Genomic DNA, 26,814 nt, shown 5'->3' on the forward strand with positions numbered 1-26,814 from the left:
GAAAACAGAGAGGTTTTTCGATGAACTATGTCAAATCTGGCGCCTTGATTCTTGCGCTCCCCCTTATGCTGTCGGTCTCGGCCTGCGCCAGCCACAAATATGTCGATGACAAGATCGCCACCGCCAATGGCCGCATGGACCAGCAGGACGCGCACCTGGGTCAGCTCGACCGGACTACACAGGACGCGCTCAATCGCGCCACCGCCGCCGGCAAGCTGGCCGAAGGCAAGTTCGTCTATTCGATCGTGCTGACCGACGATTCGGTGAAATTCGATACCGGCAAGGCGGTGCTTTCCGATGGTGCCAAGGCCAGTCTGGCGCAACTCGCCGACCGGCTGAAGAGTGACAACAAGAACGTCTATCTGGAAATTCAGGGCTATACCGATGCCACGGGCACGGACGCCATCAATTACAGCCTCGGCGCCGATCGCGCCGACAGCGTCCGCCGCTTCCTGAACACGCAAGGCGTGGCACTGAACCGCATGGCGTCGATCTCCTACGGTTCGGAACAACCCATCGCCTCGAATGACAACGCCGCAGGCCGCTCGGCCAATCGCCGCGTCGTCATCGTCGTGTTGTCATAAACGAGCGCATTTCCGGCGCAAAAAGCGCGCAAAAATAAAAATTAAAGCGCCGCGCCTTGGTCTTCGGACCAGGCGCGGTCAAACAGCCCTGACCGAATCGCGCGCTACCAGTTCGAACGGCAGTTCACGGCGGGCATCGGTGAAGCTCGGTGCATCGTCATCGACATGGGCGCGTGACAGCAGCATGTCCGCCGCCGCATAGGCCAAGTCGGTGACCGGCTGGCGGATGGTGGTCAGGTGCGGCCAGATAACCATCGAACCCGGCGTATCGTCGAAGCCGACCACCGACACCTCATCGGGAATCCGCACCCCCGCCTGCTGCGCATAGGCCATAACGCCAAAGGCCATTTCGTCGTTGGAAGCGAAAATTGCCGAGGGCAGATCGCCGCCCCGACCAAACAACGCCTTGCCGGCCTCAAGCCCGGAGGCAAAGCTGTTCTGCCCCTGCTTGATCCACGCCGGTCGCGGTTCCAGCCCGCCTTCGCGCATCGCCTTGAGGAAACCGTCATAGCGACGATGCGAGGAGCCGTGTTCGGGATGGCCGCGCAGGAAGCCGATGTCCTTGTGGCCCAAACCAAGCAGGTGCTTCGTCATCTCATAGGCGGCCAAGGTATCATCCATCTCCACCAGCGCCGAACGGCCGGGGAAAAGCGACGGCGATACGCGCACATAGGGCACGCCCGCGGCCTCGACCGCATCGAGCACCACCGCCATATCGCACAGCGGCGGCGTCAGGATCACGCCATCAAGGCGGATGGTGGCCAGCAGGCTGGCGATGGCGCGGCCGATATCCGGTGCCAGGCTGTCCTGCGGCTCGCTGAGGACATGGTAACCGCTCTCGCGGCAGCGCGCGATGACGCCGGCCTGCATATCGATGACATAGCTGGAAGACGGATTATCGTAGAGGAGGCCGACAAGGAAACTGCGCGCGCCCGCCAGTGATCGCGCCAGCAGGTTCGGCCGGTATTTCAGCAGGTTGGCGGCGTCCTTGACCTTGGTGCGGGTTTCCTCGCGCACGTTCGGCTCATTGTTCATGACGCGCGACACGGTCTTGATCGACACCCCGGCGAGGCGCGCCACGTCGTTAATGGTGGAAACCGCAGGCGCGGCAGGGATCGGCTCTTTGACGCGCTCGGCCGTCGTCTTGCTTTGCGTCACGCGGACAGTCCTGTGCGGGGGAATGGGGTCAACGGATAGAACCAGAAAGCTGGAAATGGGTGTATCCAGCTTTCTGCCCCAATAGCAGCTTTGTCAATCCTAAAGAAACAGCGTTTTCAAATGCTTGTTTCTTTAGGGCATTGTTTGCGCTCATGCCGCTAGGGCATGCCGTCATAGTATCTATTTCTTGCCGAAGGTCGCCACGGCTTCGGCGGCCAAGCGGGTGATTTCCGCCCAGTTGCCTTCGTCCATCGCCTTGGACGGCGCGACCCACGAACCGCCGACGCACAGAACGTTATCGAGCGCGAGGAATTGCGCGGCGTTCTTGGCGTCGATACCGCCGGTCGGGCAGAACCTGGCCTGCGGCAGCGGACCACCGATCCCCTTGAGGTAGGGCACGCCGCCGGCGGGCACGGCCGGGAAGAATTTCAGATGGGTGAAGCCCCACTCCAGCGCCTTCATCACTTCCGATGAGGTGGCGACGCCCGGCAACAGCGGCAGCGCATCCTGGTGCGCCAGGGTCTTGGTCAGGCCGGGCGAGACGAGGAACTTGGCGCCGGCCTTGGCGGCCTTTTCGGCATCCTTGGGCGTCAGCACCGTGCCGGCGCCGACGATCGCTTCCGGGCGTTCCTTGGCGATCAGTTTGATGGCGTCGAGCGCGCAATCGGTGCGCAGGGTGATTTCGAGCACCTTGATGCCGCCGGCCAGCAGGGCGTCGGCGAGAGGCAGCGCCTGATCGAGCGACGGAATGACCATCACCGGCAGGACGGGGCCCATGGTCATGAACTTGGGGATATCGGGATGCGTGGACATGGGTGTTTCCTATCTTATTAAAGCTCACCGGTCTCCAAATCTCTTCGTGAGATTTGTCAAGGGCGACTGCCCGCCCGAGCCGTTGCGAGGTAAGCCCGCGCGGCTTGAGCGCACAAGAAAATCAAATCGCCGCCTAAGCGGTGATTTGTATGTCCGTCAGTGCGTTCGCCGAACCGAGCAGCGCCGCATACGGATGGATAATAATGCTCGACGGGATGGCTGCCACCATGGCCGACAAAGGCGCCTTGGCCTCCATTCGGGCACGGAAACGCAGTTCGTCGATATGCTTGATCAGACGCGGCGCCACGCCGCCGGCGATGAACATGCCCGCCGTGGCGCCATGCGCCAGCGCCAGATCACCGCACACAGAGGCCATGATATCGAGGAAGGCCTCGACCGTGTAGCGCGATCCCGTGGCGTCTTCGCCTTCGAGATGGGTAATCTGCGCCGGCGTCAGATTCTCGGCGAACTCACCGCGAATCGAGGAGATCGCCTGATAAAGATTGACCAGACCCGGGCCCGACAGCAGCATTTCGACCGTTACGCGACCATGCTTCTTGCGCAGGAAACGCAGGATTTCCGACTCGTAGTCATTGACCGGCGCAAACGAGATATGGCCGCTTTCGGTCGACAGGCAGTACGGTCCGAACTCGCCCCCCACCAGCACCGAGGCGCCAAAACCGGTGCCGGCGCCCATGACGGCATGGACATTGCCAAAGCCCTTGCTGACCGGACCGATCGTCTTGGTGTCGCTGTCGGCCAGGTGCGGCAAGGCGAAGGCCAGGCCGGCATAATCGTTGATCAGGCGCGCCTTGCGCACCCCCACGGCTCGCGCCAGCAGGTCTTCGCGCACTTCCCAGTCAAGGTTGGTGAACTTGATCCGGCCGTCCTTGACCGGACCGGCCACAGCCACCACGGCATAATCCAGATCGGGCCTGCCGCCGATCAAGGTGAAATAGGCCGCCAGAGCCGCGTAGCAATCCTTGTGGTCGGCTGTTTCCAGCGACTTGAAGTCTGCAAGCGTTGTCTTGCCGTCAATGCGTTCGGCAATGGCGAAGCGGGCATTGGTGCCGCCGATATCGCCCACCAGTCCGCGCAGGGGCCGGTTATGCGATGTGGTGACCGAACTGGTCTCGAAATGCGCTGTCATATATCTACCAAAAAACTGCGCCACCTTCATCGGCGGGTCCTACCGCTCGACGCATGTGCGCAAAAAGTTCCCGTCCCATGCCGTCCGCCTCTTTGGGCCGATCGGCATTTGTTCTTTGTGAAAACTCGGCGGCATCTCCGAGGAAGTCTATGGTGCCGGCCACGCAATCCACGCGCAGCACGTCGCCATTTCGCAGTTTAGCAATCGGTCCGCCGTCCACCGCTTCCGGTGTCAGGTGGATGACGGCGGGCACCTTTCCCGACGCCCCCGACATGCGGCCGTCCGACACGAGCGCGACCTTGCGGCCGGCATCGAGAATGGACGACAAAGACGGAGTCAGGCTGTGCAGCTCCGGCATTCCGTTGGCTTTTGGCCCCTGGAAGCGGACGACGCAAATGAAATCGCCTTCCGGCAGTTGTTTCGCCTTGAAGGCCGCCAGGAAATCGTCCTGATCATCGAACACCACGCAGGGCGCCTCAACGATCTGGTGCTCCAGCTTGACGGCCGAGACCTTGGCGACGGACTTGCCAAGGTTGCCCTTGATTTCGCGCAAGCCGCCCTCGGGCGAGAAGGGATTGGAGACCGGACGCAGGATGTTCTCGTCAAGGCTGGTCTCGGGCGCATCGCGCCACACCAGTTGGCCATCCTGAAAGATCGGCTCCTTGGCGTAATCGGCCATGCCCTGCCCCCAGATGGTCTGGACATCGGCATGCATTAGGCCAGCGCCCAACAGTTCCTTGATCACGAAGCCCATGCCGCCAGCGGCATGGAAGTGGTTCACATCGGCCGAACCGTTAGGATAGACGCGCGCCAAGAGCGGCACCACGGACGAGATCTTGTCCATGTCTTCCCAGGTCAGGATCACGCCGGCGGCGCGGGCCATGGCCGGAAGGTGCAGGGCGTGGTTGGTCGAGCCGCCGGTGGCCATCAGGCCGATCACGCCGTTGACGATGGCGCGGGCGTCAATGACGTCGGCCATGCGCGACGGAGTCGTGGAATTTTCGGCCGAACGGGCAGCGCGCATCACAGCGGCCTGCGTCAGGGCTTCGCGCAGCGGCGTGCCCGGATGCACGAAGGCGGCGCCCGGCACGTGCAGGCCCATCATTTCCATCAACATCTGATTGGAATTGGCGGTGCCGTAAAAGGTGCAGGTGCCGGCGGAATGATAGGAGGCCATTTCAGCGGCCAGAAGCGCATCGCGCCCCACCTGCCCTAGAGCGTACTGGGTGCGGACCTTGGCTTTTTCAGGGTTCGGCAGGCCGGAGCCCATCGGGCCGGACGGCACGAAGATGACCGGCAGGTGCGCGAATGAAAGAGCGCCCATGACAAGGCCGGGCACGATCTTATCGCAGATGCCGAGCATCAGGGCGGCATCGAAAGCGTCATGGCTGAGCGACACGGCGGTGCTCATGGCGATGACATCACGCGAAAATAGGCTCAGCTCCATACCCGGACGGCCTTGCGTCACGCCGTCACACATGGCGGGCACGCCGCCGGCGACCTGGGTGGTGGCGCCGTAACCACGCGCCATGACGCGCAGCTTTTCGGGATAATCATGGTACGGCTGGTGCGCCGACAGCATGTCGTTATAGGAGGTGACGATGCCGATATTGGGCACGGCGTCGAGCGCCTGCTGCAGCTTCTCATCCGGGCTCGAAGCCGCCACGACGTGCGCATAGTTGGCGCAGGATAGCTTCTTGCGACGCGGCTCATCGGCCTTGTAACGGTCGGCGCGTTCCATGAACTGCGCGCGCAGATCTTTTGAGCGCTCGATGATGCGGGCGGTGACTTCGGCGATGACGGGATGCAGTTGAGTCATAATCTATACCTTAAGCCGCCCAGACAAACTCGACGGGAACAGGACACTGGGCGAGAAACGCGCCGATCGGCGACGTGTAAGGATCTGTGTTTTGCGAGGCCCCCTTCAGCGCATCCAGCTTGGTCTGGCCGGTGATGTAGAAGACGATACGGCGCGAACGGTTGATGGCAGGCACCGACAGAGTGATGCGCGGCAGGGCCGGCTCGGAACCATCGCTGTGCGGCCTGACCGGCAGCACGAGGCGATCCGTTGTGTAGACCTCGGCATTGACCGGATTGTTGGGGAAGATCGACGCATAGTGTGAATCCGGCCCCATGCCCATCAGGGCGAAATCGAAGAGCGGGGCCTGACCATCATTGAGGTCGAGCAGGGTTTGCTCGGCCTTTAGCGCGCAGGCGTCCTGATCGGTGATGTCCTGAATGAGCGTCAGGAAGGTCATGCCTGTATGGTCGGCATCGGCCAGCACCGGCGCCAGAGCCTCGCGCATCATGCGCGTGTTCGAAGCAGCGTAATCGACCGGCACAAAACGCTCATCGACCTGGGCCAGGGTGATTTTGGTCCAGTCGAGTTCGGCATGGATCAGGTTCTGGTAGATCGGCTTGGGCGTGGTGCCGCCGCAGCCGATCCATTGCGCCTTGCCGTGCGCATCAATCGCCTGTTTCAGCGCGCCCGAAATCAGACCGGAAATGTAGACGCCCGCCTCGCCGGTCGTATCGAAGGCATGGACGGTCACGGTCTTGCCGTGGGCATCCCAGGTCAGAACGTTATCGACGACGCTTTGAGCAGTATTAATCATTCCAGGTACGGCCTCCCTCGCGCTCGATCAGGCGGAAAGCACTGACCGGGCCGAACGTGCCGGCGGGATACATTTGCGGCTTCATGTGGGTGTCGGTCCAGGCCTGCACGATACCGTCGACCCAGGTCCACGCGGCCTCAACCTCATCGCGGCGCACGAACTGGGCGTTGTTGCCATTGAGCGCATCAAGGATCAGGCGCTCATAGGCGATGCGGCGGCGCGGCGGCTTGCCGTCACCATTGCCATCGAAGGCCTTGATCAGGGACAGGCTGAGATCCAGCGCCTGCAGGTGCATGCCTTCCGAGGTCAGGCCGGGCGCCTTGTTCATCAGGGTCAGCGAGATATCTTCATCGGGCTGCAAACGGATCAGCAGGCGGTTGGCGTGAGCCTCGGCGCCGAAGATCGAGTGCGGCAGCGGCTTGAACTGGATCACGATCTCGGTCGAACGCGACGGCAGGCACTTGCCCGTGCGCATATAGATCGGCGTGCCGGCCCAGCGCCAGTTGGCGATCTCGGCCTTGATGGCCACGAAGGTTTCGGTGTTCGAGGGCGAACCCTTTTCCGCTTCGTAGCCTGCGATCGGATGCCCGTCGGCGAAGCCCGGACCATACTGGCCGCGCGCGGTCGAGGTCTGGACGTTTTCGGCGGTGATGGGTTTTAGCGAACGCAGCACCTTGACCTTTTCGTCGCGCAGGGCGTCCGACGTGATGGCCGAGGGCGGCTCCATGGCCAGCAGGCAGAGCAGTTGCAGCAGGTGGTTTTGCAGCATGTCGCGGATGGCGCCGTATTCGTCGTAATAGCCGAGGCGCTCGCCGACGCCGACGGTTTCGGCGATAGTGATCTGGATGTGGTCGATCGACTGCGCGTTCCACAAGGGCTCGAACACGATATTGCCAAAGCGCAGAGCGATCAGGTTCTGCACCGTCTCCTTGCCGAGGTAGTGGTCGATGCGGAAGGTGCGCGATTCATCAAACGCATGCGCCACCGAATCGTTGATGATCTTCGAGGTGGCCAGGTCGCGACCGATCGGCTTTTCAATGACGACACGGTTCGGCGCCTTGCTCAGGCCGGCGCGCTCGATATGCTCGCAGATCGGCTTGAACAGCGACGGCGACACCGACAGGAAGAACACGATGTCGAGCTTGTCGATATCGCCCAGTTCGGCCTTCAGCTTGTCGCCCCAGTCATCGTGCGCGGCATCGAGAGCGAGGTGGACAATGCGCTTGCGGAAGCGCGACAGGGTCTCCGCCTCAAGCGATTCACCCACGCGCTTTTGCACGGCCTCACCGATGCGGTCGACGCAGACGTCCGTGCCGCAATCCTCGCGCGCCACCGAAATGATGCGCAGATCGGAGCTGAGGAAACCGTCCTGATCGAGCATGGCCAGCGATGGCCACAGCATGCGCATGGCGAGATCGCCCGTGCCGCCGACGAGAACAAAAACCGGTTGGCGTGCGCCATTACTTGCAGAAGATGCCGACATGAGACCTTTTCGTTCCGAAACCTGCGACCTGCCCCTTTAAACAGGGCTTATAGTTATGACAGCGTTGTCATAGACCCTGTTTTCCGGCAGGTCAATCGTGAAAATAAACCGCGTGACCATGGGCGGCAGAGTGCTGTCGCCCGCACGGGCCATATAGGATGAAAGGCCTTGTGAAAACAAGGGCGGATACGGGATTTAACGCCTGGTCAGGCTCACTGTCAGACCTTTCCGCTTTGCCATGAACCGTACGCAAGAACACGCACTCTGAGTTTCAACTGGCAAGATCAGGGATATCTGTCCGTCTGTGAGTAAGAAGATCACGGAAAGCCACGGAATGAAGACGGAAGACACGGAAGGCTAAGACGACGCACCTGCGCGGAGCGCCAGCATGCCCTACCCGTTTTCGCAAAGTAATGCTGGTTGCCCTTGGGTCACAAACAAGATCAGGCGCTGATATTTCAGTGCCTTTCCGTGATCCTATTTTTGAGGCGACACGCCCTGCCAGCATACGCCATCGAAACTCAGAGCGTGTCCGCATGCGTGATTGCGGTCAAACCTTAGCCCGTATTGCGCAGCGCGCTCGCAATGCCGTTGACGGTAAGCTGCATCGCCAGTTGCACCAGCTTGTGGCGATTGCCATGGCGGCGGATGCCGAGCAGATAAACCTGCAAACGGTTGAGCGAGTTGAGCAGCGGATTGGCGCGTTCGATCTGGTTGCGCAAACGCTCGTGCGTCGACAACAGGTAAGGCGCGTTGCGGATGCGCAGGATCATCGCCACCGTGTCGTCGAACTCCGACTTGATCTTGTCATAGATGCGGTTGGCTTCTTCCGGCTCACCGGCCAGATCGGAATATTGACGCGCGATCTCCATATCCACCTTGGCCAGCGCCATTTCCATATTGGCGATGAACACCTCAAAGAAATCCCATTGGATCATCGCCTGCAGCACGCTGTCCTCGATCTTCAGTTCGCGCACAGCCGCGGCGAAACCATACCAGCCGGGCAGCATGAAGCGCGTCTGCGACCAGGCGAAAACCCACGGAATGGCTCGCAGGTCTTCGATCTTGCCCGACGCCGTGCGCGAAGCCGGCCGCGAACCGATCTTCAGATGGCTGACCTCATCGACCGGCGTCACCGTATGGAAGAAGTCGAGGAAGTGCGGATCGTCATAGACCAGCGCGCGATAGGCCTCGAACGAGACCGTGTTGATCTGGTCCATGATCGGCGCGAACTGTTCTTCCAGCTTGGCGTCATGCGACGGCCCATGGTCACGGCATTTCGGCACCGTGGCCAGGAAGGTCGCCGCCGCGAAGCTGTCGAGCGTCTTGTGCGCCGTGACGATATTGCCGAATTTGCGCGCGATCATCTCACCCTGTTCGGTGACGCGGATCTGCCCGCCCACCGTGCCTTTTGGCTGGGCCAGGATCGCTGCGAAGGCCGGACCACCACCGCGCCCGACCGAACCGCCGCGGCCGTGAAACAGGCGCAAGCTCACCCCCGCCTTGTCGCATACCGCCTTCACCGCTTTCGACGCCTTGTGCAGCGACCAGCGCGACGAGGTATAGCCGCCGTCCTTGTTCGAGTCGGAATAGCCGAGCATGACTTCCTGGATGGCCGGCCGCCCCATCAGCGAGCGCACGGCGAAATTGCCCAGCCACTTCTTCATGATCTCGGGCGCCGCTTCCAGATCGCCGATGGTCTCGAACAGGGGCGAGATTTTCAGCATACAGTGCGGCTGCGGGCCGCCGCGCACCAGTCCGGCCTGTTTCAGCAACACCAGCGGCTCCAGGATATCCGACACTGACGCCGCCTTGGAGATGACATAGGCGCCGAAAGCTTCCGGCCCGAAGATCTTCACGATCTCGGCCGCCGCATCGACGATACGCAGTTCGCGGCGCGTTTCATCGGAATACTTGCCGAATTCCCAGCGCAGAATTCGGTCGTTGGCCAGCTCGGCATACAGCAGCGAACAGCGCTCACTTTCCGACATGCCGAGATAATCGACCAGTTCCGACGACTGGGTGAAAAGCTCGGCGATGACGCGCTCATGAACATCGGAATTCTGGCGCAGATCGAGCGCCAGCAAGTGGAAACCGCACGACCGCGCGATGCGCATCAGGGTCTTGAGCGTGGTGCCGATCAGGCGACGGCCGCCGTGCGCCGCCAGGGAATCACGGATCACGCGCAGGTCGCGCACAAAGGCCTTGCTGCTCTCATAGGCCGGTGCGGAGGTATCGGTGGCGCGGCTGTTTTGCGTTTCGCCAAGGATCTGCGCCCGCGTGCGCGCCAGACGCTGCTTGATGTGGGCGATGGTGCGGCGATAGGGCTCATCGACGCGGTGGATGTCGGTGTTGAGCGACTTGCGCGCCAGTTCCTGCAGGGCATCGCTGACCGGTGTCACCTCGTCCGATACGGTCAGTTCGGTATCGAGCTTATCCATCTGGCCGGCATAGAAGGCGAAGGCGACGCGCGCCTGTTCCTTGAAGGCATAGTTCAGCGTTATCTCATCGACGTGCGGGTGACCGTCGCGGTCGCCGCCGATCCACGAGCCGAGCTTGAGCACGTTGGGCAAGGCACCGTCATGCGGAATATCGCGGCCCCATTCGCTGTAGAGCGTCACCAGCGCCGGCAGGACCGAACGCTTGACCGCGCTGACCAGGTTGTTGATCTCGTCCTGCACGGTGATGCGTTCGGGGCGATTGAGGCGCGTGTTCCACAACAGCGCCACTTCGCGATAGAGGTCATCTTCGATCTGGCGTTTTTCAGAGGGGTTGGCGGCCTTCTCATAGGCCAGCAACAGATTGGCGATCTCGGTTTCGCGCTCCACCACCGAGGCACGGCGCATCTCGGTCGGGTGGGCGGTGAAGACCGGGGAAGCCAGCATATCACCCAGAATGGTGTCGATCTCTGTGCGTTCCAGCCCTTCCTTGCGCGCCGATTCCACCGCATTGGCCAGGCTGATCGGCTGCATCGAGCCGTCGGCGCTCTCAAACGTATCGATCTGACCAAGCTGGCCGACATCTTCCGAAATGACCGACAGCATCGACATGCAGGTCATGATGCGCGCGGCGTGGGCGGCCTCGGATTCGCTCAAACCGGCGAGATCGAACGCCTTGTCTTTCAGAGCCTCAACCTTGTCCATCACCTCGGCCTTGCCGAATTCATGGACGGCTTCACTGAGGAAGCCATCGAGCAGGGCGGTGTGTTGCTTGACGTGGTTGAGGACGGTGTCGGTCATGATGTCAGATCTTCCAGAGTGCCCGTTTATCGGCGCATACCCGGCATTTTCGTCACACAAACAAAGACTTAAAGATCAGTTTGTCCGACGACGTTATGCTCAGGGTCAAGCCGGTTTGTAATTTATCCGAAACGCAACCCGATTTTCGGATAAAATTGCGCCTCAAAAGAGACTTTAGCGTCATTTTTGTGCGCTGCAAGACGACAATTTCATGCTCAAAACTATCCCCAATCATATGATAAAGGATTCCAGAGACTTGCCGGTTATTGTCTGATTTAATAATTTTTATGGATGCGGCTTTGCAGGCTAATGTTTCATTAGAAACAACGCCTTGTGCGATCTTCCCGCGTTGCAAACGATATGTAAGACTCAAGGAATCCACAGATAAGCCAGATAAGCACAGATAAGGAAGGCGAAGATACCCGTTTGGCCAGTTGTTAAGACTCTTGCGCTATAACAGCCGATCAAATAGCTCGGAAACATGTCCAATGGCAAAAGCGACCTACCACCGCCATCAGAGAGTCTATGTCGAACCCGTCGGCACCTGGGCGGTGATCGACAAGGTCAATCCGGTCTGGGTCAAGGGCTTCGATGAGCCCGTCCGCGTCACTTATGACTGCGGTCTTGGCCGTGATTTCGCCGCCGAAGAACTGACCCCTGAAAACACTCGTGACGCAAAGAGCGACGAACGCCACCTCAGTCACTGGCGCCTGATGCGCGCCCGCAACAAGTGGCAGACCCCCGACGAGAGCCGCAACCACCCCTTCCCCGGCACCTATCCGATCGTCGTCACCGACGAGAACGACTGGGGCGGCTGGCGCGTGCCCGGCGCCGAATACGAACGCGATCCGGCCCTGATCGAAATCCAGGCCCGCCTGATCGCCTACGCCCCGCACCTGCTCAAGCTGGCCAAGGATCTGCGCGAATATGCCAGCCAGAACAGCGAGCTCGACGACGACCTGATCGCCCTGGCGCGCCGCGCCGGCCAGTTGCGTAAGCAGATCGAGGCCGATGAGCAGGTCGAAGCGCCCAAGGCCCGTCAACCGGGTTAAGGGTCTAACACGGATATCTTTGCTTGGCGCCAAACCATGGCGCCCGACCACGGCAGGCCTTTGACCTGCGGGCACGAACTTTGCCGCAAACACGGATATCCGTGTCCATCCGTGCCGCATCGCTGAGGCGATGCGCATCCGTGCCTTATCTGTGTTAAGCTCTTTCCTTATCCAATATCTATTGTTTTGCTTGAGTTTAGCCGAAAGAGTCCTACATCGACTCCTGTACGACGTTTCAGCGAGACTATCATGCTCACCACCACGCCCCAGCCGATCCAGCTCAGCGATTACAAGGCTCCTGACTTTCTTATTGCCACCACGGAACTTGATTTCGATCTGGCGCCGGAAACGACACGGGTCACGGCGCGGCTGACCATCACGCGCAATGCCGCCTATTTGGGCGCGAATGATGCGCCGCTCGTTCTGATGGGTGAACGCCTGAAACTGCTCAGCGTCACGCTCGATGGCCAGCCGGTGACCGATTACACCCTGACCGATGAAACCCTGACCCTCGCCAGCGTACCCGACAGCTTCACGCTGGAAACCGAGGTCGAGATCAACCCGCTCGGCAACAAGACGCTGGAAGGGCTCTACATGTCGTCCGGCCGCTACTGCACCCAGTGCGAGGCCGAGGGCTTCCGCAAGATCACCTATTATCTCGACCGCCCCGACGGCCTGTCGAAGTACCGCGTCCGAATCGAAGCGCCGAAAGCGGGTTTCCCGCACCTGCTGTCCAACGGCAACCTGCTGGAGACGGGCGATCTTGATGGCGGCAAGCACTATGCCCTGTGGGAAGACCCCTTTTTCAAGCCGTGCTATCTCTTCGCGCTCGTAGCCGGCGAACTCGACGTGCTCGAAGACAGCCTGACGACGATGTCGGGCCGCAAGGTCGAGCTGAAAATCTATGTCGATACCGGCATGCGCGACCGCAGCCTCTACGCCATGGACGCCCTCAAGCGCTCGATGCTGTGGGATGAGCAGGTCTATGGCCGTGAATACGATCTCGACCTGTTCATGATCGTCGCCGTGCGCGATTTCAACTTCGGCGCCATGGAAAACAAGGGCCTGAACGTCTTCAACGCCTCGCTGCTGCTGGCCGATCCGACCACCGCTACCGATATGGACTATGAGCGCATTGAGTCGGTGATCGCCCACGAATACTTCCACAACTGGTCAGGCAATCGCGTCACCTGCCGCGACTGGTTCCAGCTTTGCCTGAAAGAAGGCCTGACCGTCTTCCGCGATCAGGGCTTCTCGGCCGATCAGCGCGGCCATGCGGTGGCGCGCATCAAGGACGTGCGGGCCCTGCGCGCCCGCCAGTTTCCGGAAGATTCCGGCCCGCTGGCCCATCCGGTGCGCCCCTCGTCCTACGTCAAGATCGACAACTTCTACACCGCCACCATCTATGAAAAAGGTGCCGAGATCGTCGGCATGCTGAAGACGTTCGTGGGGCCGGCCACCTATCGTCAGGCGCTTGATCACTACTTCGCCACCAACGATGGCACCGCCGCCACGCTGGAAGATTTCCTCGCCGCCTTCGAGGCCGTCACCGGCGATGACTTTTCGCCCTGGCTGCAATGGTATACCCAGGCCGGCACGCCACGCCTGCACGTCACCAGCGCCTATGACGCCAACTCGAAAACCCTTACCCTGTCGTTCACCCAGGCCACCGCGCCGACACCCGGCCAGCCCGAAAAATCCGCCCTGCCCATCCCGATCCGCTTCGGCCTGCTGACCGCCGAGGGCGAAAAGCAGATGTTCACGCGCGATGGCATACTGGCGGCCGAATCCCTGTTCATTTTGCGTGACGCCAGTGCCGAACTGACCTTAAACGACGTCAAGCACGCGCCGGTCCTGTCAATCCTGCGCCACTTCTCGGCGCCGGTGGTCCTCACTGTTGAAGAGCCGACTAGCCACGCCTTCGCCCGCTTCAAGGGCGACAGCGATCCGTTCAATCGCTGGGAGGCCGCGCAAGGTCTGGCCAAGGCGATTATCCTGTCCGAAACCCCTGACGAAGATCTGATCGACGGCTTCGCGCAAGGGCTTGAGGCCAGCCTGCTCGATGAAGATCTTGATCACGCCTTCAAGGCCCTAATCATGGGCCTGCCGACCGAATCCGACCTGGCGCAGAGCTTGTCGCCTATCGATCCGGCCTTCATCCACCGTAACCGCAAGGCTTTCAAGACGGCGCTTTCCCTGCGCCTCTATGAGACCGTTCACGGCCTCTACACGTCCCTCACCCCGGCCGAAACCTTCTCGCCCGATGCGGACGCCGCCGGCACCCGCGCGCTGCGCAACGCCCTGCTCGACCTGATGCTGGCCGGTCATAACCGCGGCGCCGAAAACGCCACCTCGGTCAATCTCGCCTTCCGCCATTTCGAGACCGCCAGCAACATGACGGATATGGTCGGCGGGCTAGTGGCCCTGATGCACGTGCAGGATCGCCCCTACAAGGACGCGCTCGATATCTTCTATGCCCGTTTCAAACATGAACCGCTGGTGATCGACAAATGGTTCGCCCTGCAGGCCGGCTGCGCCCATCCCGATACGCTGGCGCGCGTCAGAACGCTCAGCCAGCATCCCGATTTCGATGCCAAGACGCCCAATCGCTGGCGCGCCCTCGTCCAGAGCTTCGCCAACAACCAGAGCGCTTTCCACGCCCCCGATGGCAGCGGTTATGACTTCCTGGTTGATCAGGTCCTGGAGGTTGACGCCTTCAACCCCATGACCGCCGCACGCCTAGTCGAACCCTTAAGCCGCTACCGCGTCTACGCCGAACCCTATCGCACCAACATGAAAAAGGCGCTGCAGACCATCACCCTGTCGCCCGATTTATCGAAGAATGTGCTCGAACTGGCGACGAAAGCGCTCGCCGATTAGAGCCTTTTTACTTCAAACGTGAATGCGCATTAATCTATCTTAAGGGTTCGCTAACTAGAATGACGCGCTTAACGCGGGCGCGCATAGTCCTTTTCGTCAGCATACCGGGAGACAGTATTGGCAAGCCTCGAACGGGTCAGGTTCCTGGTGGTGGACGACAACGCCCACATGATCAACATCGTCAAGACTCTGTTGCGCGGGTTTGGCGCCACGCACATTTTTGAAGCGCGTGACGCCACCGAAGCCTTCCATCGCCTCAAGCACGACGCGATCGATATCTGCATCAGCGACTACCAGATGGAGGTGCTCGATGGCGTCGAGTTCGTTCAGCTTGTGCGTAATTCATCGGACAGCCCCAACCGCTACGTGCCGATCATCATGCTGACGGCGCACTCGGAACGCTCAAAAGTGGTGGCGGCGCGCGATGCCGGCGCCAACGAATTTTGCTGCAAGCCGGTCACCGCTATCGAACTGCGCCGCAAGATCGTCGCCATCGTCGATTTCCCGCGCCCGTTTATCAAGACCAGCAGCGGCAACTATTTCGGCCCCGATCGCCGCCGCAAGCAGGACAGCAAATACCATGGTCCTGAGCGCCGTGAAGGCTGGAGCGAAGACCATCAACCGCCGCAGGCCACCGCGAAAAAGTCAGGCGAGGCCAGTAGCGGTCACCATCAAGAGGATGAACACGCCTGAAGCTGACGCGCGTGGCGCTGCAACAGGCCAGTTATTTAAGTTTATAAAGTCTTAAGACTCTCGACAACAGGTTAACGCCGCGTTTACCCTGACAGAATATGCCGAATCAGGGGGCAAGCGAACCCGTTGGCTGATCTGTTCGTCTAATTCACGGGTGAGACCTTTTGTGACGGAGCCGCGTCAACCTTCCCGCTCTCAAAGCGCCCTGTCAGGAACGCGTCCGGCCCCAACAGGCACCGCTGCCTTGAGAAACCGCGTCGGGATGTCGTCCAATGGAGCGGCCACGCCGACCGCAAAGATGCCAGCCCCAAAACCTTCAAACAAACCCTCGAAGACATCGCGCAAAACCGCTCTGTCGCGCGCCGTCCATACCTCGGTCGGTCAGGTCATGCCGCTATGGATTCGCGTTGGCGCCCTTGGTCTGACCCTCGGCCTGGTCACCTTCATGGGCCTGTCCACCCTGCAACTGGGCAACAGCCTCTCCACCGACAAGGACGCCGAAGGGCAGAACCTGCTGGCCGCCACGCGCCTGAGCGCCGCCCAGCTCGACGCCCGCTTGAGCACGGCCCGGCTGGCGCTCGAAGCGGCACAGGGCCAGTGGAGCTTTCGTCAGACCGAGCCCTTAAGCGCCGCCGAACAAGGTTTGAGGCTTGGGCGCGACAGTCTTGTCAGCGTCGCCGTCGTCAAAGGATCATCCGTACTCGCCATCAGCGGCAAGGATGATCCCGAACTGGTCGCCGAAGTTGCCAGGGCCGCGCCAGCCCGCAGCGGCTTTACCTTGCAAGCCATGGGTTCGCGCCTCAGCCAGGGCGAGCGCCCCTACGCCGTCCTCAAGGGCGCCGATGGTAGGCCCGATCTCGTCGCCCGCCTCGAAAACGGCCTGATCCGCGACGATACGGCCACCGGCGCCACCAGTGCCCTGATCGATGAGGCCGGCGTGATCGTGCAGGCCTCTGATGAGCGCCTCATCGGCAAGGACGTGAAGACCGCGCTGGCCATCTCGTACACGCAACTCCGCAATCGCGCCGATTCCGGCCACCTGATCCAGGGCGCCCTGACCGAAGGCGGCTTCGTCAAGATCGCCTCAGTGCCGCAGACCGTAGGCAGCCGCGGCAACGGCCTGATCCTGCTCAAGGCCATGCCGACCCAGCGCTTCTTCTTCGCGTCACAAAGCCTGATCAAGGCCATTGTCTTCGTAGGTGGCCCGCTTTTGATCGGCGCGCTGTTCGGCCTTCTGCTGTTCTTCCAGGCGCGCAAGAACCGCGACGACGCCCGGCAGTTCCAGGTCAATGAGCAGCGCTACCGCCTCGCCGTCGAATCGGCACGGTGCGGCATCTTTGACTGGGATCTCGACCAGGACCTGATCTACATGTCCGACGTCACCGGCGTCATGCTCGGCTGGGGCGGCGGCGGCGTGGCCTCGACCACGGAGGTGCTGAACCGGATCTCGACCGAACAGCGCGACGAGGTGGTCAAGGCGCTGGAAACCGCCCGCTCCACTGGCGCGCTCGATGTCTCGTTCCGCGTGCCCGGCCCCAATGGTCAGGCCCTGTGGGTCGATGCGCGCGGCCAGTCAGTCGGCGAACGCACCTCTGCCGGCTTCACCCGCCTGTCCGGCGTGGCGCTCGATGTCAGCGATGAGCGCATCGCTCAGCTTCGCGCTCAGCGCGCCGAGGCGCGCCTGCGTGACGCCATCAACTCGGTGTCGGACGCCTTCGTGCTGTGGGATCGCCGCAACCGGCTCCTGATGTGGAACGCCACCTTCGGCGACACCTTCAATATCGACGAGCGCTTCCTGCGCGTCGGCACACCGCGCGACCTGATCGATCAGGTGATGCAGATCGCCATTCGCCGCCAGCAACCGACACAGGACGAACGCGAGGGCGTCTTCGAGGCCGAAATGAACAATGGCCGCTGGATACAGGTATCGGAAAGCCGCACGCTGGAAGGCGGCCGGGTTCTGACAGGCACCGACATCACCGCGGTGAAGCTGCAGGAAGAACTGAGCCGCAAGAACGAGGAACAGCTTCAGGGCCTGGTCGAAAAGCTCGAACACAGCCGCCAGCAGCAAACGGTCCTGGCGCGCAAATACGAAATGGCCAAGATCCGCGCCGAAGCCGCCAACCACGCCAAGTCGGAATTCCTCGCCAACATGTCGCACGAGCTGCGCACCCCACTCAACGCCATTAACGGTTTCTCCGAGATCATGGCGTCGGAAATGTTTGGCCCGCTCGGCCATCCGCGTTACAAGGAATATTCCGGCGATATCTTAAGTTCCGGCCAGCATCTGCTGTCGCTGATCAACGACATTCTCGACATGTCAAAGATCGAGGCCGGCAAGCTGAACCTGCATTTCGAGCCGGTGGCGATCGACGAAATGGTCGAGGACACCTTGCGTCTGGTGCGGCAAAAGGCGGAAAAAGCGGGCCTGAAAGTCCGCGTGCATCTGCCGCAACTCCCGGAAATCTCGGCCGATTTCCGCGCGCTAAAGCAGGTTCTGCTCAATCTCCTGACCAATTCGGTCAAGTTCACCCCGCAGGGCGGCACCATCACCATCACCGCGGCCGCCACGGAAGACAACGTCCACATCACGGTCAGCGACACCGGCATCGGCATCGCCGCCAAGGATATGGCGCGCCTCGCCAAGCCGTTCGAGCAGATCGAGAACCAGTTCTCCAAGACCAAGGAGGGCACGGGCCTCGGCCTCGCCCTGACCAAGTCGCTGATCGAGATGCACAACGGCAGCTTCGAGGTCGACAGCCTGCTGGGCGAAGGCACCCGCGCCACGGTCATCCTGCCGATCCGCCAGACCGCCGCCGGCGCGTCGGAAGGTGATGATCACCGCCGCAGTGGTAGAGCGGCTTAATAGCTTTTAGCGATTAAGCTTTTTTCGTAAGAGGATACGCGCACTGTGCTCAAGAAGCGAAGCGTTAGTACGCTTCTATGGCATGCGCGGCGGGCGGGCGCCCTTGCCAAAATTCAATGATTGAATTTTGAAGCTTGATCTATTCTTGTACCTCCCCTCCCTTGAGGCGGGGTGGTGGGGTTTCTTGCTTCTTTACAATGCCCGATGCTACAATCCCCCATGAGTGTAGCCTTTACCAAAGACGAAGATCACGAAGCCGCGGCCGCCAACCTGCCCGATCGCCCGATCTCGCCCCATCCCAACCTCGTGACGCCTGAAGGCCTAGCCTTTCTCGAAACCGCCTTCGCCGAGGCCAAGGCGGCCTATAGCGCCGCGCAGGCCTCAGGCCTGATCAACGCAGACCGCACCGCCATGGCGCGCGCCACCCGCGACCTGCGCTATTACACCGCCCGCCTGGGTTCAGCGCAGCGCATCGATCCGGTAACATCGCCGCAAAAGGTGGTGTTCGGCTGTGAGGTCATCATCGCCCGGGAAGACGGCCGCGAACAGACCTTCCGGATTGTGGGCGAGGACGAAGCCGATCCCAATAAGGGCAGCATTTCCTACGTGTCGCCGATGGCGCGCGCACTGCTCGGCAAGGAAATCGGCGACGAGGTTCAGGTGGCTGGTGCCGGCGTCGAGATCACCGCGATACGCTAGCCGCAGCGCTCATATCACCACCGCCGACCTGTACCGGCGGTTTGTCGTCCTTTTCTATAAAACGATCGAAGCGGCCGCTCGGCCGCAGCAGCGTTTTGCTGAGAAAGCTACGCTCGCGCGCCGGCAGTTCCTTCATGTTGAGGATCAGGGTATTCTCGATCTTGCCGCGCGCATCGTTCTCGGCGCTGCGGGCCTGCTCCGACAGCATGGCGACCTGCGCCGCATCAAACGGATCTGTCGCCGCCAGATCATTGACCTGAGCGCGCAGGGACCGCGCCTTGGTCATGTCAGCTTCGCCACTCAGGGCCGCCGACTTGAGCAGCAGATAGATGTGATGGCGCTCTTCCTTCGTGGTGTTCTTGCTGGCCTCATGCCACGCCTTCGACATCGCCATCGGGCGCTGGACATCACGCATATGGCGCTTGAACACGATGCCGGCGCCTATGCCGGCAGCGATCAGGAATAGGTTCAGCACCAGCGAAATCACCAGAGCCCATTTCAGGCGACGATCCGTCATGCTCAGCGATCCCCATCAATCATGGCCACCTGTTCCAGCACGGTCTGCACGCGCAGATCGCTCAGGCTCATCAGGCTGAGATTAACACCAAAAATCGCGCCGGCAAGACAGGCGGCGAGGCCAAAACCGATGCCCCACACAAGCGCCCGGTGGCTGCCGCTCACGGCGCGCGCCGGACGCAGGGTCACCACCGTATCGACCGGCACAAACTGCGCCAGCACGCTCTCAAACAGCGCCTGATCGGCCTCGGCATGGCGATGATCGGCAGCCCTCACCGCCTCCATCATATCGTCCAGCGCCCGCGCCTCGGCCAGCACACCCTGCGCTTCGGTCGGATGTGCGGCGACAAAGGCGTGCATGGCCGCGCGTATGTCTTCGGGCCAGCGCGCGGGTGTCGCGCCATAGGCCTCGATAATCGTCTGGAAACGCTTGTTGTCTACTGTACGTGTCATATCTCACCTCCCGCTTTCGACGGCTTTACGCCCGCGGGTCTTACTCTGGTATCGCCAGATACCTGTTTGTCATCACGCATCAGGCTGCGCAAGGTGCGCCGCGCCCGCGCCAGCAGGCTTTCCATTGCCTCGATGCTCACCCCCATCACAGCGGCCGCCTCGATGTTCGACATCTCCTGATAATAGTTCAGGGTGATGGCGGTGCGCTGACGCTCGGGCAACTGCGCCAGGGCGTTCTGCAAGGCCTGAGCGGCTTGGGCCTGCTCAAGCTGAGCTGACGGCCCCGCCGCGTCGTCCATAATCTCGATATCATCCGTGTTGACGGTATCCTTGCGGCGTCGCAGGCGATCATAGCACAGATTGAGCGCCACGCGATGCATCCAGGTATCGATGCGCGCCTTGCCGGGCACCCAGGTCGCCGCCTGCTTCCACGTCCGCAACATGGTCTCCTGCGCCACGTCCTCGGCCTCGGCCGGATCGCTCAGCATACGGCGCCCCAGCGACAGAATCCGGGGCAGCTTGCGCGAAACAAGCGCCGACACCGCCGCCATATCGCCGCGTCCGATCCGCTCCAGCAAAACCTCATCCGGGTCCGTCGTCACACTGCTCCCCGCCACATTGCTTCCAGAAAGCACAAGTGCCAACTGCGCCCGCCTGCGCCGCTCGGTTTCGAGATCAACCACTTTTAAAGCAAGCATCTGCGGCATGGGCTAGTGTCCTTTAGCACGCCAAACGGGCTTGAATTGTGTTTTTGTCATAGCTCAGAGCAGCTTTGATGATGAAGCGACGGATAGATGACCCGCCGCTCATCTTCATCTCTTTCACGCCTGATGTGCCTATATCCGTCGCTGGGCGTCACAATCTTTTCAAACGCCCCCCGTCCGCCCGCCAATCTATATATCGGCAGGGCGGACGATTTTTTCGAAAGCAATGCGGGCCTTCTTGCGGATATCACGCAGCTTCTTCTCCAGCGTATCCAGCCGGCGGGTATGGACGGCGCGCGCCAGCTTGCGCTGAAAAGCCTCCGGTTCATTGTGCGGATCGTCCTGCGCGGTAAGCGACACCCGCATGACCTGCGCCAGCGATTGCTGCACCTTCCACGCCGTACTGAGCGCCTCGATCTCCGCCGCCGGGGCCAGACCGGCGCGCTGCATGGCCGAAAGCGCCGCCAGCGTGCCGACGCGCAAGGGTCCGCCCGCCTCGGCATGGATCAGTTGCAGATACTGCGCGGCGAATTCGGCATCGACCTGCCCGCCGACCGACAGCTTGAAATCCCAGAAGCCCTTGGCCGGGCGTTCCTTTTCCATCAGCGCCCGCATGGCCAGCACATCGAGCGCCGTATGGCTGCGCGAACGCTGACGGCGCAGGATGGTCTCGACCTTCAGCCGCACCAGATCGGCGAAATCGGCCGAGGTCGACCAGACGATGCGCGCTCGCGTCAGGGCCTGGAATTCCCAGGTGTCGGCGTCCTTGGTGTAATAGTTCTCGAACGCCGCCAGCGATACCGCCACCGGCCCTTTGGCGCCGGTCGGCCGCAGCTTCATGTCGATTTCGTAGAGCTGGCCTTCGTGCGTCGGGGCCGAAAGCGCCGAGATCAGCCGCTGGGTAAAGCGGCCAAACCACGTCTCCGCCGCCCAGCCCTTGACCGATGAGCCGGTGCTCGGATCATCGGGCAGATAGATCGCCATCAGATCGAGATCGGAGGTCGCGGTCATTTCCTGCGAACCGAGCTTGCCGAGCGCCAGAATGGCCACCTGACCATCAAGCCGGCCGGCCTGACGGACAATATCTTCCAGCGCCAGCGGCGCCAGATGATGCACGCAGGCATCGGCCAGACGGGCATAGGCCGCGCCCGCCGCCTCGGTGCTGAGGCGGCCGGAGAGGATTTGCATGCCGATACGGAACTGCTGCTCGCGGCCGATACGGCGCAGCGCATTCATCACCGCTTCCAGATCGGGCGGCACGCGCTCGACCTCGCGGCTGACCAGATGATCGAGTTCTTCGCCCAGAGGATCGAAGAAACCGGCATCGAGCATGGCGTCAAACGAGGTCGGGTGACGCGCCAGCATCTGGGCCAGACGCGGCGAGAAGCCCATGATCTCGACAATGGTGTGGAACAGTTTCGGATTGGCCAGGAACAGCGACTGGATCTGCACACCGGCGGTCAGGGCCGAGAAGAAGACCGAAAAGCGCGTAAAAGCGATCGACGGAGTTCCAGTTTCGTTCAACGCCTCTAACAGGCGTGGAACTAATCTCGTGAACAGTTCGCGCCCGCGCTCCGAGCGCGTCGCCGGGATGCGGCCATGGTGCCAGGCGCGGATGGTCGAAGCCACCTGTTCCGGATGATCGAATCCCATGCGCGCCAGCGTCTTGATCGTTTCGGGATCATCCTCGACGCCGGTGAAGACCAGCGAACCGAACGACGAAGACAGGGGCTCGGACTCGGAGAACAACTCGCCATAGTGGGCATTGACCAGCCGCAGGGTGCGCGACACGGCCAGATCGAACCGGCTGAGATTGGAGAAGCCGGCCAGCACCGCCACGCGCATCCGTTCGTCGTCATTTTCCGGCAGTTCGTGGGTCTGCTCGTCCTGGATCATCTGGACGCGGTGTTCCCAGTCGCGCAGGCGGACATAAGCCTGCTTCAGTTCCTTGGCGACAGCGGGGGCCAGATGGCCGGCGCGGCGCAGGGCATCAAGGGCATCTAGTGTACGTTTCGAGCGGAGGGAGGGATCGCGCCCGCCAAGAATCAACTGTTGAGTCTGAGCGAAAAACTCGATCTCGCGGATGCCGCCGGCGCCCAGTTTGAGATTGGCGCCCGCCGCTTCCAGCCGTTCATCGACCTTGTAGACGTGGATCTGTCGCTTGATCGAATGGACGTCGGCGATAGCGGGATAATCAAGGCTGCGCCGCCAGATGAACGGCGACAGATCGTTCATGAAGGCCTTGGCCTCAACCCTGTCGCCCGCTACGGCCCGCGCCTTGATAAAGGCGGCGCGTTCCCAGTTCTGCCCGACCGATTCGTAATAGTGGAGCGCAAACGGCACGCTGACCACGGTGGGCGTCGAGGACGGATCGGGGCGCAAACGCAGATCGACGCGGAAGACATAGCCATCGCCGGTGCGCTCGGACAGGAGGGTCGAAACCCCGCGCGCCACCCTGTCAGCAAAGGTCTGCGGATCGACCTGTTCATTGACCGGCAGACGATCGAGATCGCAGAAGAAGGTAATGTCGATATCGGAGGAATAGTTCAGTTCGCCGGCGCCATGCTTGCCCATGGCCAGCACGAACATGCCGGGTAAGATGCCGCGTTCGCCGTTTTCATAGGTGGACAGACGTCCCTTGTCGCGCTCCTCACGCACCACCAGCGCCAACGCCGCGCTGGTCACCGCATCGGCAAAGCGCGTCAGGGCGGCGGTGACGTGATCGAGGCTCCAGACATCACCGAGATCGGCAAGCGCGGTCAGCAGGTGCGTATCGGCCTTGAGGTGACGCAGGATCTTCTTGGCGGCGGGGATATCAAGCGTTTCGACCGTGGCGGCCTGTGCTTCCAGCGCCTCGGTGGCCAAAAGGATGGCTTTCAGGCGCGCTTCCGGCGCCGAGATCAGGGTTTCGCGCAGGCGCTGCGGATCGCGCCGCATCAGGCCGGCCAGATAGGGCGAGGCAGAGACCACGGGGCGAAGGGCGGGTTCGGCCTGTTGAAGCACGTCGCGCCAGCCCTCGGCCGTGGCGACCTCGTACAGGGTCTCGAAGACGTAATCCGCCGCGCCCGCGTTCAGCACCGGCCCGCAACTGTGCAGCCGGTCCACCAGAGAAGAGAATAAAACGTCAGCCATGAGGTAGAGATACAGGTCCCTGCGTCTTTTGTCCTACATGTTTAACCCTGAATCGCTGACAATACCAAGCTTTCCAACATGTTTTTGAGATTAGAAGCTTACGCTGGGGCAGATTTGACGGTTTTCAACCTGTTCGTACTTTATCAAAGGAAGGCTTTGCCACGGATGAGACCCCCATCGCAAAGCGCTTATTTCTTCTCCGGGAGGTGGCAGCGCGAAGCCCTTTATGGCTGGTGCCGCTGACGGAAGGGGCCTCTTGACTTACTTCGGGTCGGCCCCTCCGTCACGGGCTTCACTAGGAGTGATAACCGTCTACGGCGGGGATTGAACCTGCACCTGAATTTTAACTCAGGATCGCTGTAGTACGTCTACCCATTTCCATCACGTTGACGTGATAATGATACCTGATTGGGTTGAAAAATAAGAAGTCAAATTTGTTATCACAGCCTAAACCGGCGGCAGAACCAGCGCTGTCCTCAAACCCGGTCCCTGGCCGTCGAATTCGCCCGGCCCTTCGGCCACCGTCAGACGGCCCTTGTGCGCCACCGCCACGGCCTCGACCATCGACAGCCCCAAACCAACCCCCGGCAGGGTGCGCGAATTTTCCAGCCGCACGAACCGCTCGGAAATACGTTTGCGGTCCTTTTCCGGCACGCCCGGACCGGTGTCGGTGATGGAGAACTCGATTTCCCGTTGCGAGGTATGGCGCATCCGCAAGGTGACGCCGCCCGGCACCGGCGTATATTTGATGGCGTTATCGAGCAGGTTGGCCAGAGCCTGCGCCAGGAAATCGCGGTTGCCCATGGCGCGCACGTTCTTTTCGATTTCGGATTCGAACTCCAGCCCCTTGTCCGATGCTACCGCCTCGAACAGTTCGGCCATGTCCTCGGCCAGTTCGGTGGCGGAGAACAGCACCTGATCCGGCGCCTGCCCCTGCGCCTGCAGACGCGACATCGAGAACACCGTCTGGAAGGTGCGCAGGAGCTGATCGGTCTCTTCCAGCGCCTTGGCCAGGGCATCGCGGGCCACCTGCGGCGCCTCGGCGGTGTCCTTCTCGACCTCGAACAGGCTGACCTCCAGCTTGGTGCGCAGGCGCGACAACGGCGATCTGAGATCGTGCGCGATGGCGTCACCGGCATATTTCAGATTACCCATGGTCTTTTCCATGCGGTCGAGCGTCTGGTTGATGCGTAGAGACAGCGCGTCGAACTCATCGCCGGAATCGCGCACCGAAATCCGCGCCTTGAGATCGCCCTCCTGCACCTGGGTCAGCACCGAGGTCACCCGCGCCACCGAACGCGTCACCTCCTGATTGATCAGGGTGCCGGCGAAGAGGCCCAGGATCACCACCAGCAGGCCGCCGCCCGCCACGGCCTTGATCTCCTGCTGGAAACCATGATCGGCCCATGACATATCCATGGCGACGTAAAGATAGAAGTTATCATCGAGTCGGACCACCCGGCCCTGGAAACGGCAGCAGTTCGGATCGCTCGGCGACAGCGAGAAGAAGTTGATCGAGGCGATCGGATTGTCGGCGCTGACCTGCTTGAGCCCTTCACGGATCACCGTGTCGGGCAGGTTGCGGCCTTCCATGCGGGCGCGGCCGTTCTGCGCCAGCACCTGACCGGAATTGTCGAACGCGCCCTTGGCGAACACCCATTCCACCGCGTCATCGCCCAGGATCTTGGCCACCACCGCGGCGTGGCCTTCGCGGGCGTCGATATCCTGCAGGCTCTTGATGCGGGCGTCGACCGAGACATTGCCCCAGGCACGCGATTCCGTCGAGGTGGCGAGGTAGATGTAGCCAAAGACCAGCGCCGCCACGAAGACATAGACGCACAGGAAGACCATGGTCAGGCGGAAAGGCGTCTGCCGGAAGAAGTTCGGTCGCAGGATGGCGAGCGCATCGACGCGCCGCCATACGGCGTCGATCAGGTCCTTGCGGTTATTGGAAGATGCGTCCGGCATAAGTAAAATCCACTAATCTCCAAATTGCATCCGCAATTTGGCAAGCGCGACCGCGCGACCGAGCCGTTGCGAGGTAAGCCCGCGCGGCGCTTGAGCGCACAAGCAAAAAGCAGCTTCAGGCCTTCAGGCCTTAAGCTGATAGCCCTCGCCGCGCACGGTATGCAGCATGGGACGGTCGAAATCCTTGTCCAGCTTGGAGCGCAGGCGTGAGATATGGACGTCGATGACGTTGGTCTGCGGGTCGAAATGATAGGCCCAGACCTTCTCCAGCAACATGGTGCGGGTGACGCTCTGGCCGACATGGCGCATCAGGAATTCCAGCAACTGGAATTCGCGCGGCTGCAGATCGATCACCTTGGTCTGGCGCTTCACCACGCGCGAGATCAGATTCATTTCCAGATCGCCAACGCGCAGGATGGTCTCGACCTGGTCCTTTTCCTTGCGGCGGCTGAGCGCTTCGACGCGCGCTACCAGTTCGGTCAGGGCATACGGCTTGACGAGATAATCATCGGCGCCGGCACGCAGGCCCGACACGCGGTCCTCCAGTTCGCCAAGCGCGGAGAGAAACAGCACGGGCACATCGACACCCTCAGCACGCAGGGTTTGCAGCATGGTAACGCCATCCATCACCGGCATCATGCGGTCGAGGATGATAACGTCCGGCACCTCCGCCTTGATCGCCGCCAGCCCCTGTACGCCGTCACCGGCCAGACGCGCTTCGATACCGGCCTCTTTCAGGCCTTTTTGCATGTTTTGCGCGGCTTCCACATCATCTTCGACGATCAGGACATTCATTCTCGACTCTCGCT

19 protein-coding genes are annotated in these 26,814 nt (G+C 61.5%); 6 read left to right on the forward strand and 13 right to left on the reverse strand.

The window, feature by feature from the left end:
• Positions 1 to 20: 20 nt before the first annotated feature.
• Positions 21 to 584: an OmpA family protein gene (locus B060_RS0111465; RefSeq protein WP_018081929.1), complete on the forward strand. Its 564-nt coding sequence runs from the start codon at positions 21 to 23 to the stop codon at positions 582 to 584.
• 78 nt (positions 585 to 662) lie between these two features.
• Here B060_RS0111465 and B060_RS0111470 read toward each other — a convergent pair whose 3' ends face one another.
• From B060_RS0111470 to ppc, 7 genes are all read right to left on the reverse strand, one after another.
• Complete coding sequence (locus tag B060_RS0111470; RefSeq protein ID WP_018081930.1) at positions 663 to 1,742, reverse strand: LacI family DNA-binding transcriptional regulator; 1,080 nt, start codon at positions 1,740 to 1,742, stop codon at positions 663 to 665.
• 180 nt (positions 1,743 to 1,922) lie between these two features.
• Positions 1,923 to 2,555 carry a bifunctional 4-hydroxy-2-oxoglutarate aldolase/2-dehydro-3-deoxy-phosphogluconate aldolase gene (eda, locus tag B060_RS0111475; RefSeq protein WP_018081931.1) on the reverse strand — a complete coding sequence of 211 codons (633 nt, stop codon included), beginning with the start codon at positions 2,553 to 2,555 and terminating at the stop codon, positions 1,923 to 1,925.
• A gap of 133 nt (positions 2,556 to 2,688) precedes the next feature.
• Positions 2,689 to 3,705 carry a glucokinase gene (locus tag B060_RS0111480; protein WP_018081932.1) on the reverse strand — a complete coding sequence of 339 codons (1,017 nt, stop codon included), beginning with the start codon at positions 3,703 to 3,705 and terminating at the stop codon, positions 2,689 to 2,691.
• Positions 3,706 to 3,709: 4 nt separating this feature from the next.
• Entirely contained in the window at positions 3,710 to 5,524 is a 1,815-nt protein-coding gene (edd, locus tag B060_RS0111485) for a phosphogluconate dehydratase (RefSeq protein ID WP_018081933.1), read from the reverse strand.
• A gap of 10 nt (positions 5,525 to 5,534) precedes the next feature.
• Positions 5,535 to 6,320, reverse strand: a complete 786-nt coding sequence (gene pgl, locus B060_RS0111490) for a 6-phosphogluconolactonase (protein WP_018081934.1) — start codon at positions 6,318 to 6,320, stop codon at positions 5,535 to 5,537.
• Complete coding sequence (gene zwf, locus B060_RS0111495) at positions 6,313 to 7,803, reverse strand: glucose-6-phosphate dehydrogenase (RefSeq protein ID WP_018081935.1); 1,491 nt, start codon at positions 7,801 to 7,803, stop codon at positions 6,313 to 6,315. The genes pgl and zwf overlap by 8 nt, the downstream gene beginning before the upstream one ends.
• Before the next feature lie 557 nt (positions 7,804 to 8,360).
• Positions 8,361 to 11,042: a phosphoenolpyruvate carboxylase gene (ppc, locus tag B060_RS0111500; protein WP_018081936.1), complete on the reverse strand. Its 2,682-nt coding sequence runs from the start codon at positions 11,040 to 11,042 to the stop codon at positions 8,361 to 8,363.
• Between the two features lie 488 nt (positions 11,043 to 11,530).
• Between ppc and B060_RS0111510 the strand changes: the two genes are divergently transcribed.
• From B060_RS0111510 to greA, 5 genes are all read left to right on the forward strand, one after another.
• Complete coding sequence (locus B060_RS0111510) at positions 11,531 to 12,094, forward strand: hypothetical protein (RefSeq protein ID WP_018081938.1); 564 nt, start codon at positions 11,531 to 11,533, stop codon at positions 12,092 to 12,094.
• 249 nt (positions 12,095 to 12,343) lie between these two features.
• Positions 12,344 to 14,974 (forward strand): aminopeptidase N, encoded by a 2,631-nt coding sequence (gene pepN / locus B060_RS0111515; protein ID WP_018081939.1) that lies wholly within the window; start codon positions 12,344 to 12,346, stop codon positions 14,972 to 14,974.
• A 117-nt stretch (positions 14,975 to 15,091) separates the two neighbouring features.
• The gene (locus tag B060_RS0111520) at positions 15,092 to 15,667 is read left to right on the forward strand and encodes a response regulator (protein ID WP_018081940.1); all 576 of its coding nucleotides are present in this window, start codon (positions 15,092 to 15,094) and stop codon (positions 15,665 to 15,667) included.
• A gap of 262 nt (positions 15,668 to 15,929) precedes the next feature.
• Entirely contained in the window at positions 15,930 to 18,533 is a 2,604-nt protein-coding gene (locus B060_RS0111525; RefSeq protein ID WP_018081941.1) for a PAS domain-containing sensor histidine kinase, read from the forward strand.
• Between the two features lie 219 nt (positions 18,534 to 18,752).
• Positions 18,753 to 19,232, forward strand: a complete 480-nt coding sequence (gene greA / locus B060_RS0111530; protein WP_018081942.1) for a transcription elongation factor GreA — start codon at positions 18,753 to 18,755, stop codon at positions 19,230 to 19,232.
• Here the strand turns inward: greA and B060_RS0111535 are convergent.
• The 6 genes from B060_RS0111535 to B060_RS0111565 all read right to left on the reverse strand — a co-directional run bounded on the left by B060_RS0111535 (position 19,216) and on the right by B060_RS0111565 (position 26,800).
• Entirely contained in the window at positions 19,216 to 19,749 is a 534-nt protein-coding gene (locus B060_RS0111535; protein WP_018081943.1) for a periplasmic heavy metal sensor, read from the reverse strand. The genes greA and B060_RS0111535 overlap by 17 nt on opposite strands.
• A 2-nt stretch (positions 19,750 to 19,751) precedes the next feature.
• Positions 19,752 to 20,201, reverse strand: a complete 450-nt coding sequence (locus B060_RS24325; RefSeq protein ID WP_018081944.1) for a hypothetical protein — start codon at positions 20,199 to 20,201, stop codon at positions 19,752 to 19,754.
• The gene (locus B060_RS24330) at positions 20,198 to 20,908 is read right to left on the reverse strand and encodes an RNA polymerase sigma factor (RefSeq protein WP_018081945.1); all 711 of its coding nucleotides are present in this window, start codon (positions 20,906 to 20,908) and stop codon (positions 20,198 to 20,200) included. Before B060_RS24330 ends, B060_RS24325 begins: the two co-directional genes overlap by 4 nt.
• A 186-nt stretch (positions 20,909 to 21,094) precedes the next feature.
• Positions 21,095 to 24,037: a bifunctional [glutamine synthetase] adenylyltransferase/[glutamine synthetase]-adenylyl-L-tyrosine phosphorylase gene (locus B060_RS0111555; RefSeq protein WP_018081947.1), complete on the reverse strand. Its 2,943-nt coding sequence runs from the start codon at positions 24,035 to 24,037 to the stop codon at positions 21,095 to 21,097.
• Between the two features lie 447 nt (positions 24,038 to 24,484).
• Positions 24,485 to 26,005, reverse strand: coding sequence for a sensor histidine kinase (locus B060_RS0111560; RefSeq protein ID WP_018081948.1), 1,521 nt, complete (start codon positions 26,003 to 26,005; stop codon positions 24,485 to 24,487).
• 123 nt (positions 26,006 to 26,128) lie between these two features.
• On the reverse strand, positions 26,129 to 26,800 hold the full coding sequence (locus B060_RS0111565) for a response regulator transcription factor (RefSeq protein WP_018081949.1): 672 nt from the start codon (positions 26,798 to 26,800) through the stop codon (positions 26,129 to 26,131).
• Positions 26,801 to 26,814 lie beyond the last annotated feature (14 nt).

The sequence above is a fragment of the Asticcacaulis benevestitus DSM 16100 = ATCC BAA-896 genome, assembly GCF_000376105.1.
Lineage (GTDB): Bacteria > Pseudomonadota > Alphaproteobacteria > Caulobacterales > Caulobacteraceae > Asticcacaulis > Asticcacaulis benevestitus.

What these genes read in the sequence shown, in the direction of transcription:
- B060_RS0111465 (WP_018081929.1), top strand. Translation starts at nt 21, where the DNA reads ATGAACTATGTCAAATCTGGCGCCTTGATTCTTGCGCTCCCCCTTATG.
- eda (WP_018081931.1), bottom strand. Translation starts at nt 2,555, where the DNA reads ATGTCCACGCATCCCGATATCCCCAAGTTCATGACCATGGGCCCCGTC.
- B060_RS0111480 (WP_018081932.1), bottom strand. Translation starts at nt 3,705, where the DNA reads ATGACAGCGCATTTCGAGACCAGTTCGGTCACCACATCGCATAACCGG.
- edd (WP_018081933.1), bottom strand. Translation starts at nt 5,524, where the DNA reads ATGACTCAACTGCATCCCGTCATCGCCGAAGTCACCGCCCGCATCATC.
- pgl (WP_018081934.1), bottom strand. Translation starts at nt 6,320, where the DNA reads ATGATTAATACTGCTCAAAGCGTCGTCGATAACGTTCTGACCTGGGAT.
- zwf (WP_018081935.1), bottom strand. Translation starts at nt 7,803, where the DNA reads ATGTCGGCATCTTCTGCAAGTAATGGCGCACGCCAACCGGTTTTTGTT.
- ppc (WP_018081936.1), bottom strand. Translation starts at nt 11,042, where the DNA reads ATGACCGACACCGTCCTCAACCACGTCAAGCAACACACCGCCCTGCTC.
- B060_RS0111510 (WP_018081938.1), top strand. Translation starts at nt 11,531, where the DNA reads ATGGCAAAAGCGACCTACCACCGCCATCAGAGAGTCTATGTCGAACCC.
- pepN (WP_018081939.1), top strand. Translation starts at nt 12,344, where the DNA reads ATGCTCACCACCACGCCCCAGCCGATCCAGCTCAGCGATTACAAGGCT.
- B060_RS0111525 (WP_018081941.1), top strand. Translation starts at nt 15,930, where the DNA reads ATGTCGTCCAATGGAGCGGCCACGCCGACCGCAAAGATGCCAGCCCCA.
- greA (WP_018081942.1), top strand. Translation starts at nt 18,753, where the DNA reads ATGAGTGTAGCCTTTACCAAAGACGAAGATCACGAAGCCGCGGCCGCC.
- B060_RS0111535 (WP_018081943.1), bottom strand. Translation starts at nt 19,749, where the DNA reads ATGACGGATCGTCGCCTGAAATGGGCTCTGGTGATTTCGCTGGTGCTG.
- B060_RS24325 (WP_018081944.1), bottom strand. Translation starts at nt 20,201, where the DNA reads ATGACACGTACAGTAGACAACAAGCGTTTCCAGACGATTATCGAGGCC.
- B060_RS24330 (WP_018081945.1), bottom strand. Translation starts at nt 20,908, where the DNA reads ATGCCGCAGATGCTTGCTTTAAAAGTGGTTGATCTCGAAACCGAGCGG.
- B060_RS0111555 (WP_018081947.1), bottom strand. Translation starts at nt 24,037, where the DNA reads ATGGCTGACGTTTTATTCTCTTCTCTGGTGGACCGGCTGCACAGTTGC.
- B060_RS0111560 (WP_018081948.1), bottom strand. Translation starts at nt 26,005, where the DNA reads ATGCCGGACGCATCTTCCAATAACCGCAAGGACCTGATCGACGCCGTA.
- B060_RS0111565 (WP_018081949.1), bottom strand. Translation starts at nt 26,800, where the DNA reads ATGAATGTCCTGATCGTCGAAGATGATGTGGAAGCCGCGCAAAACATG.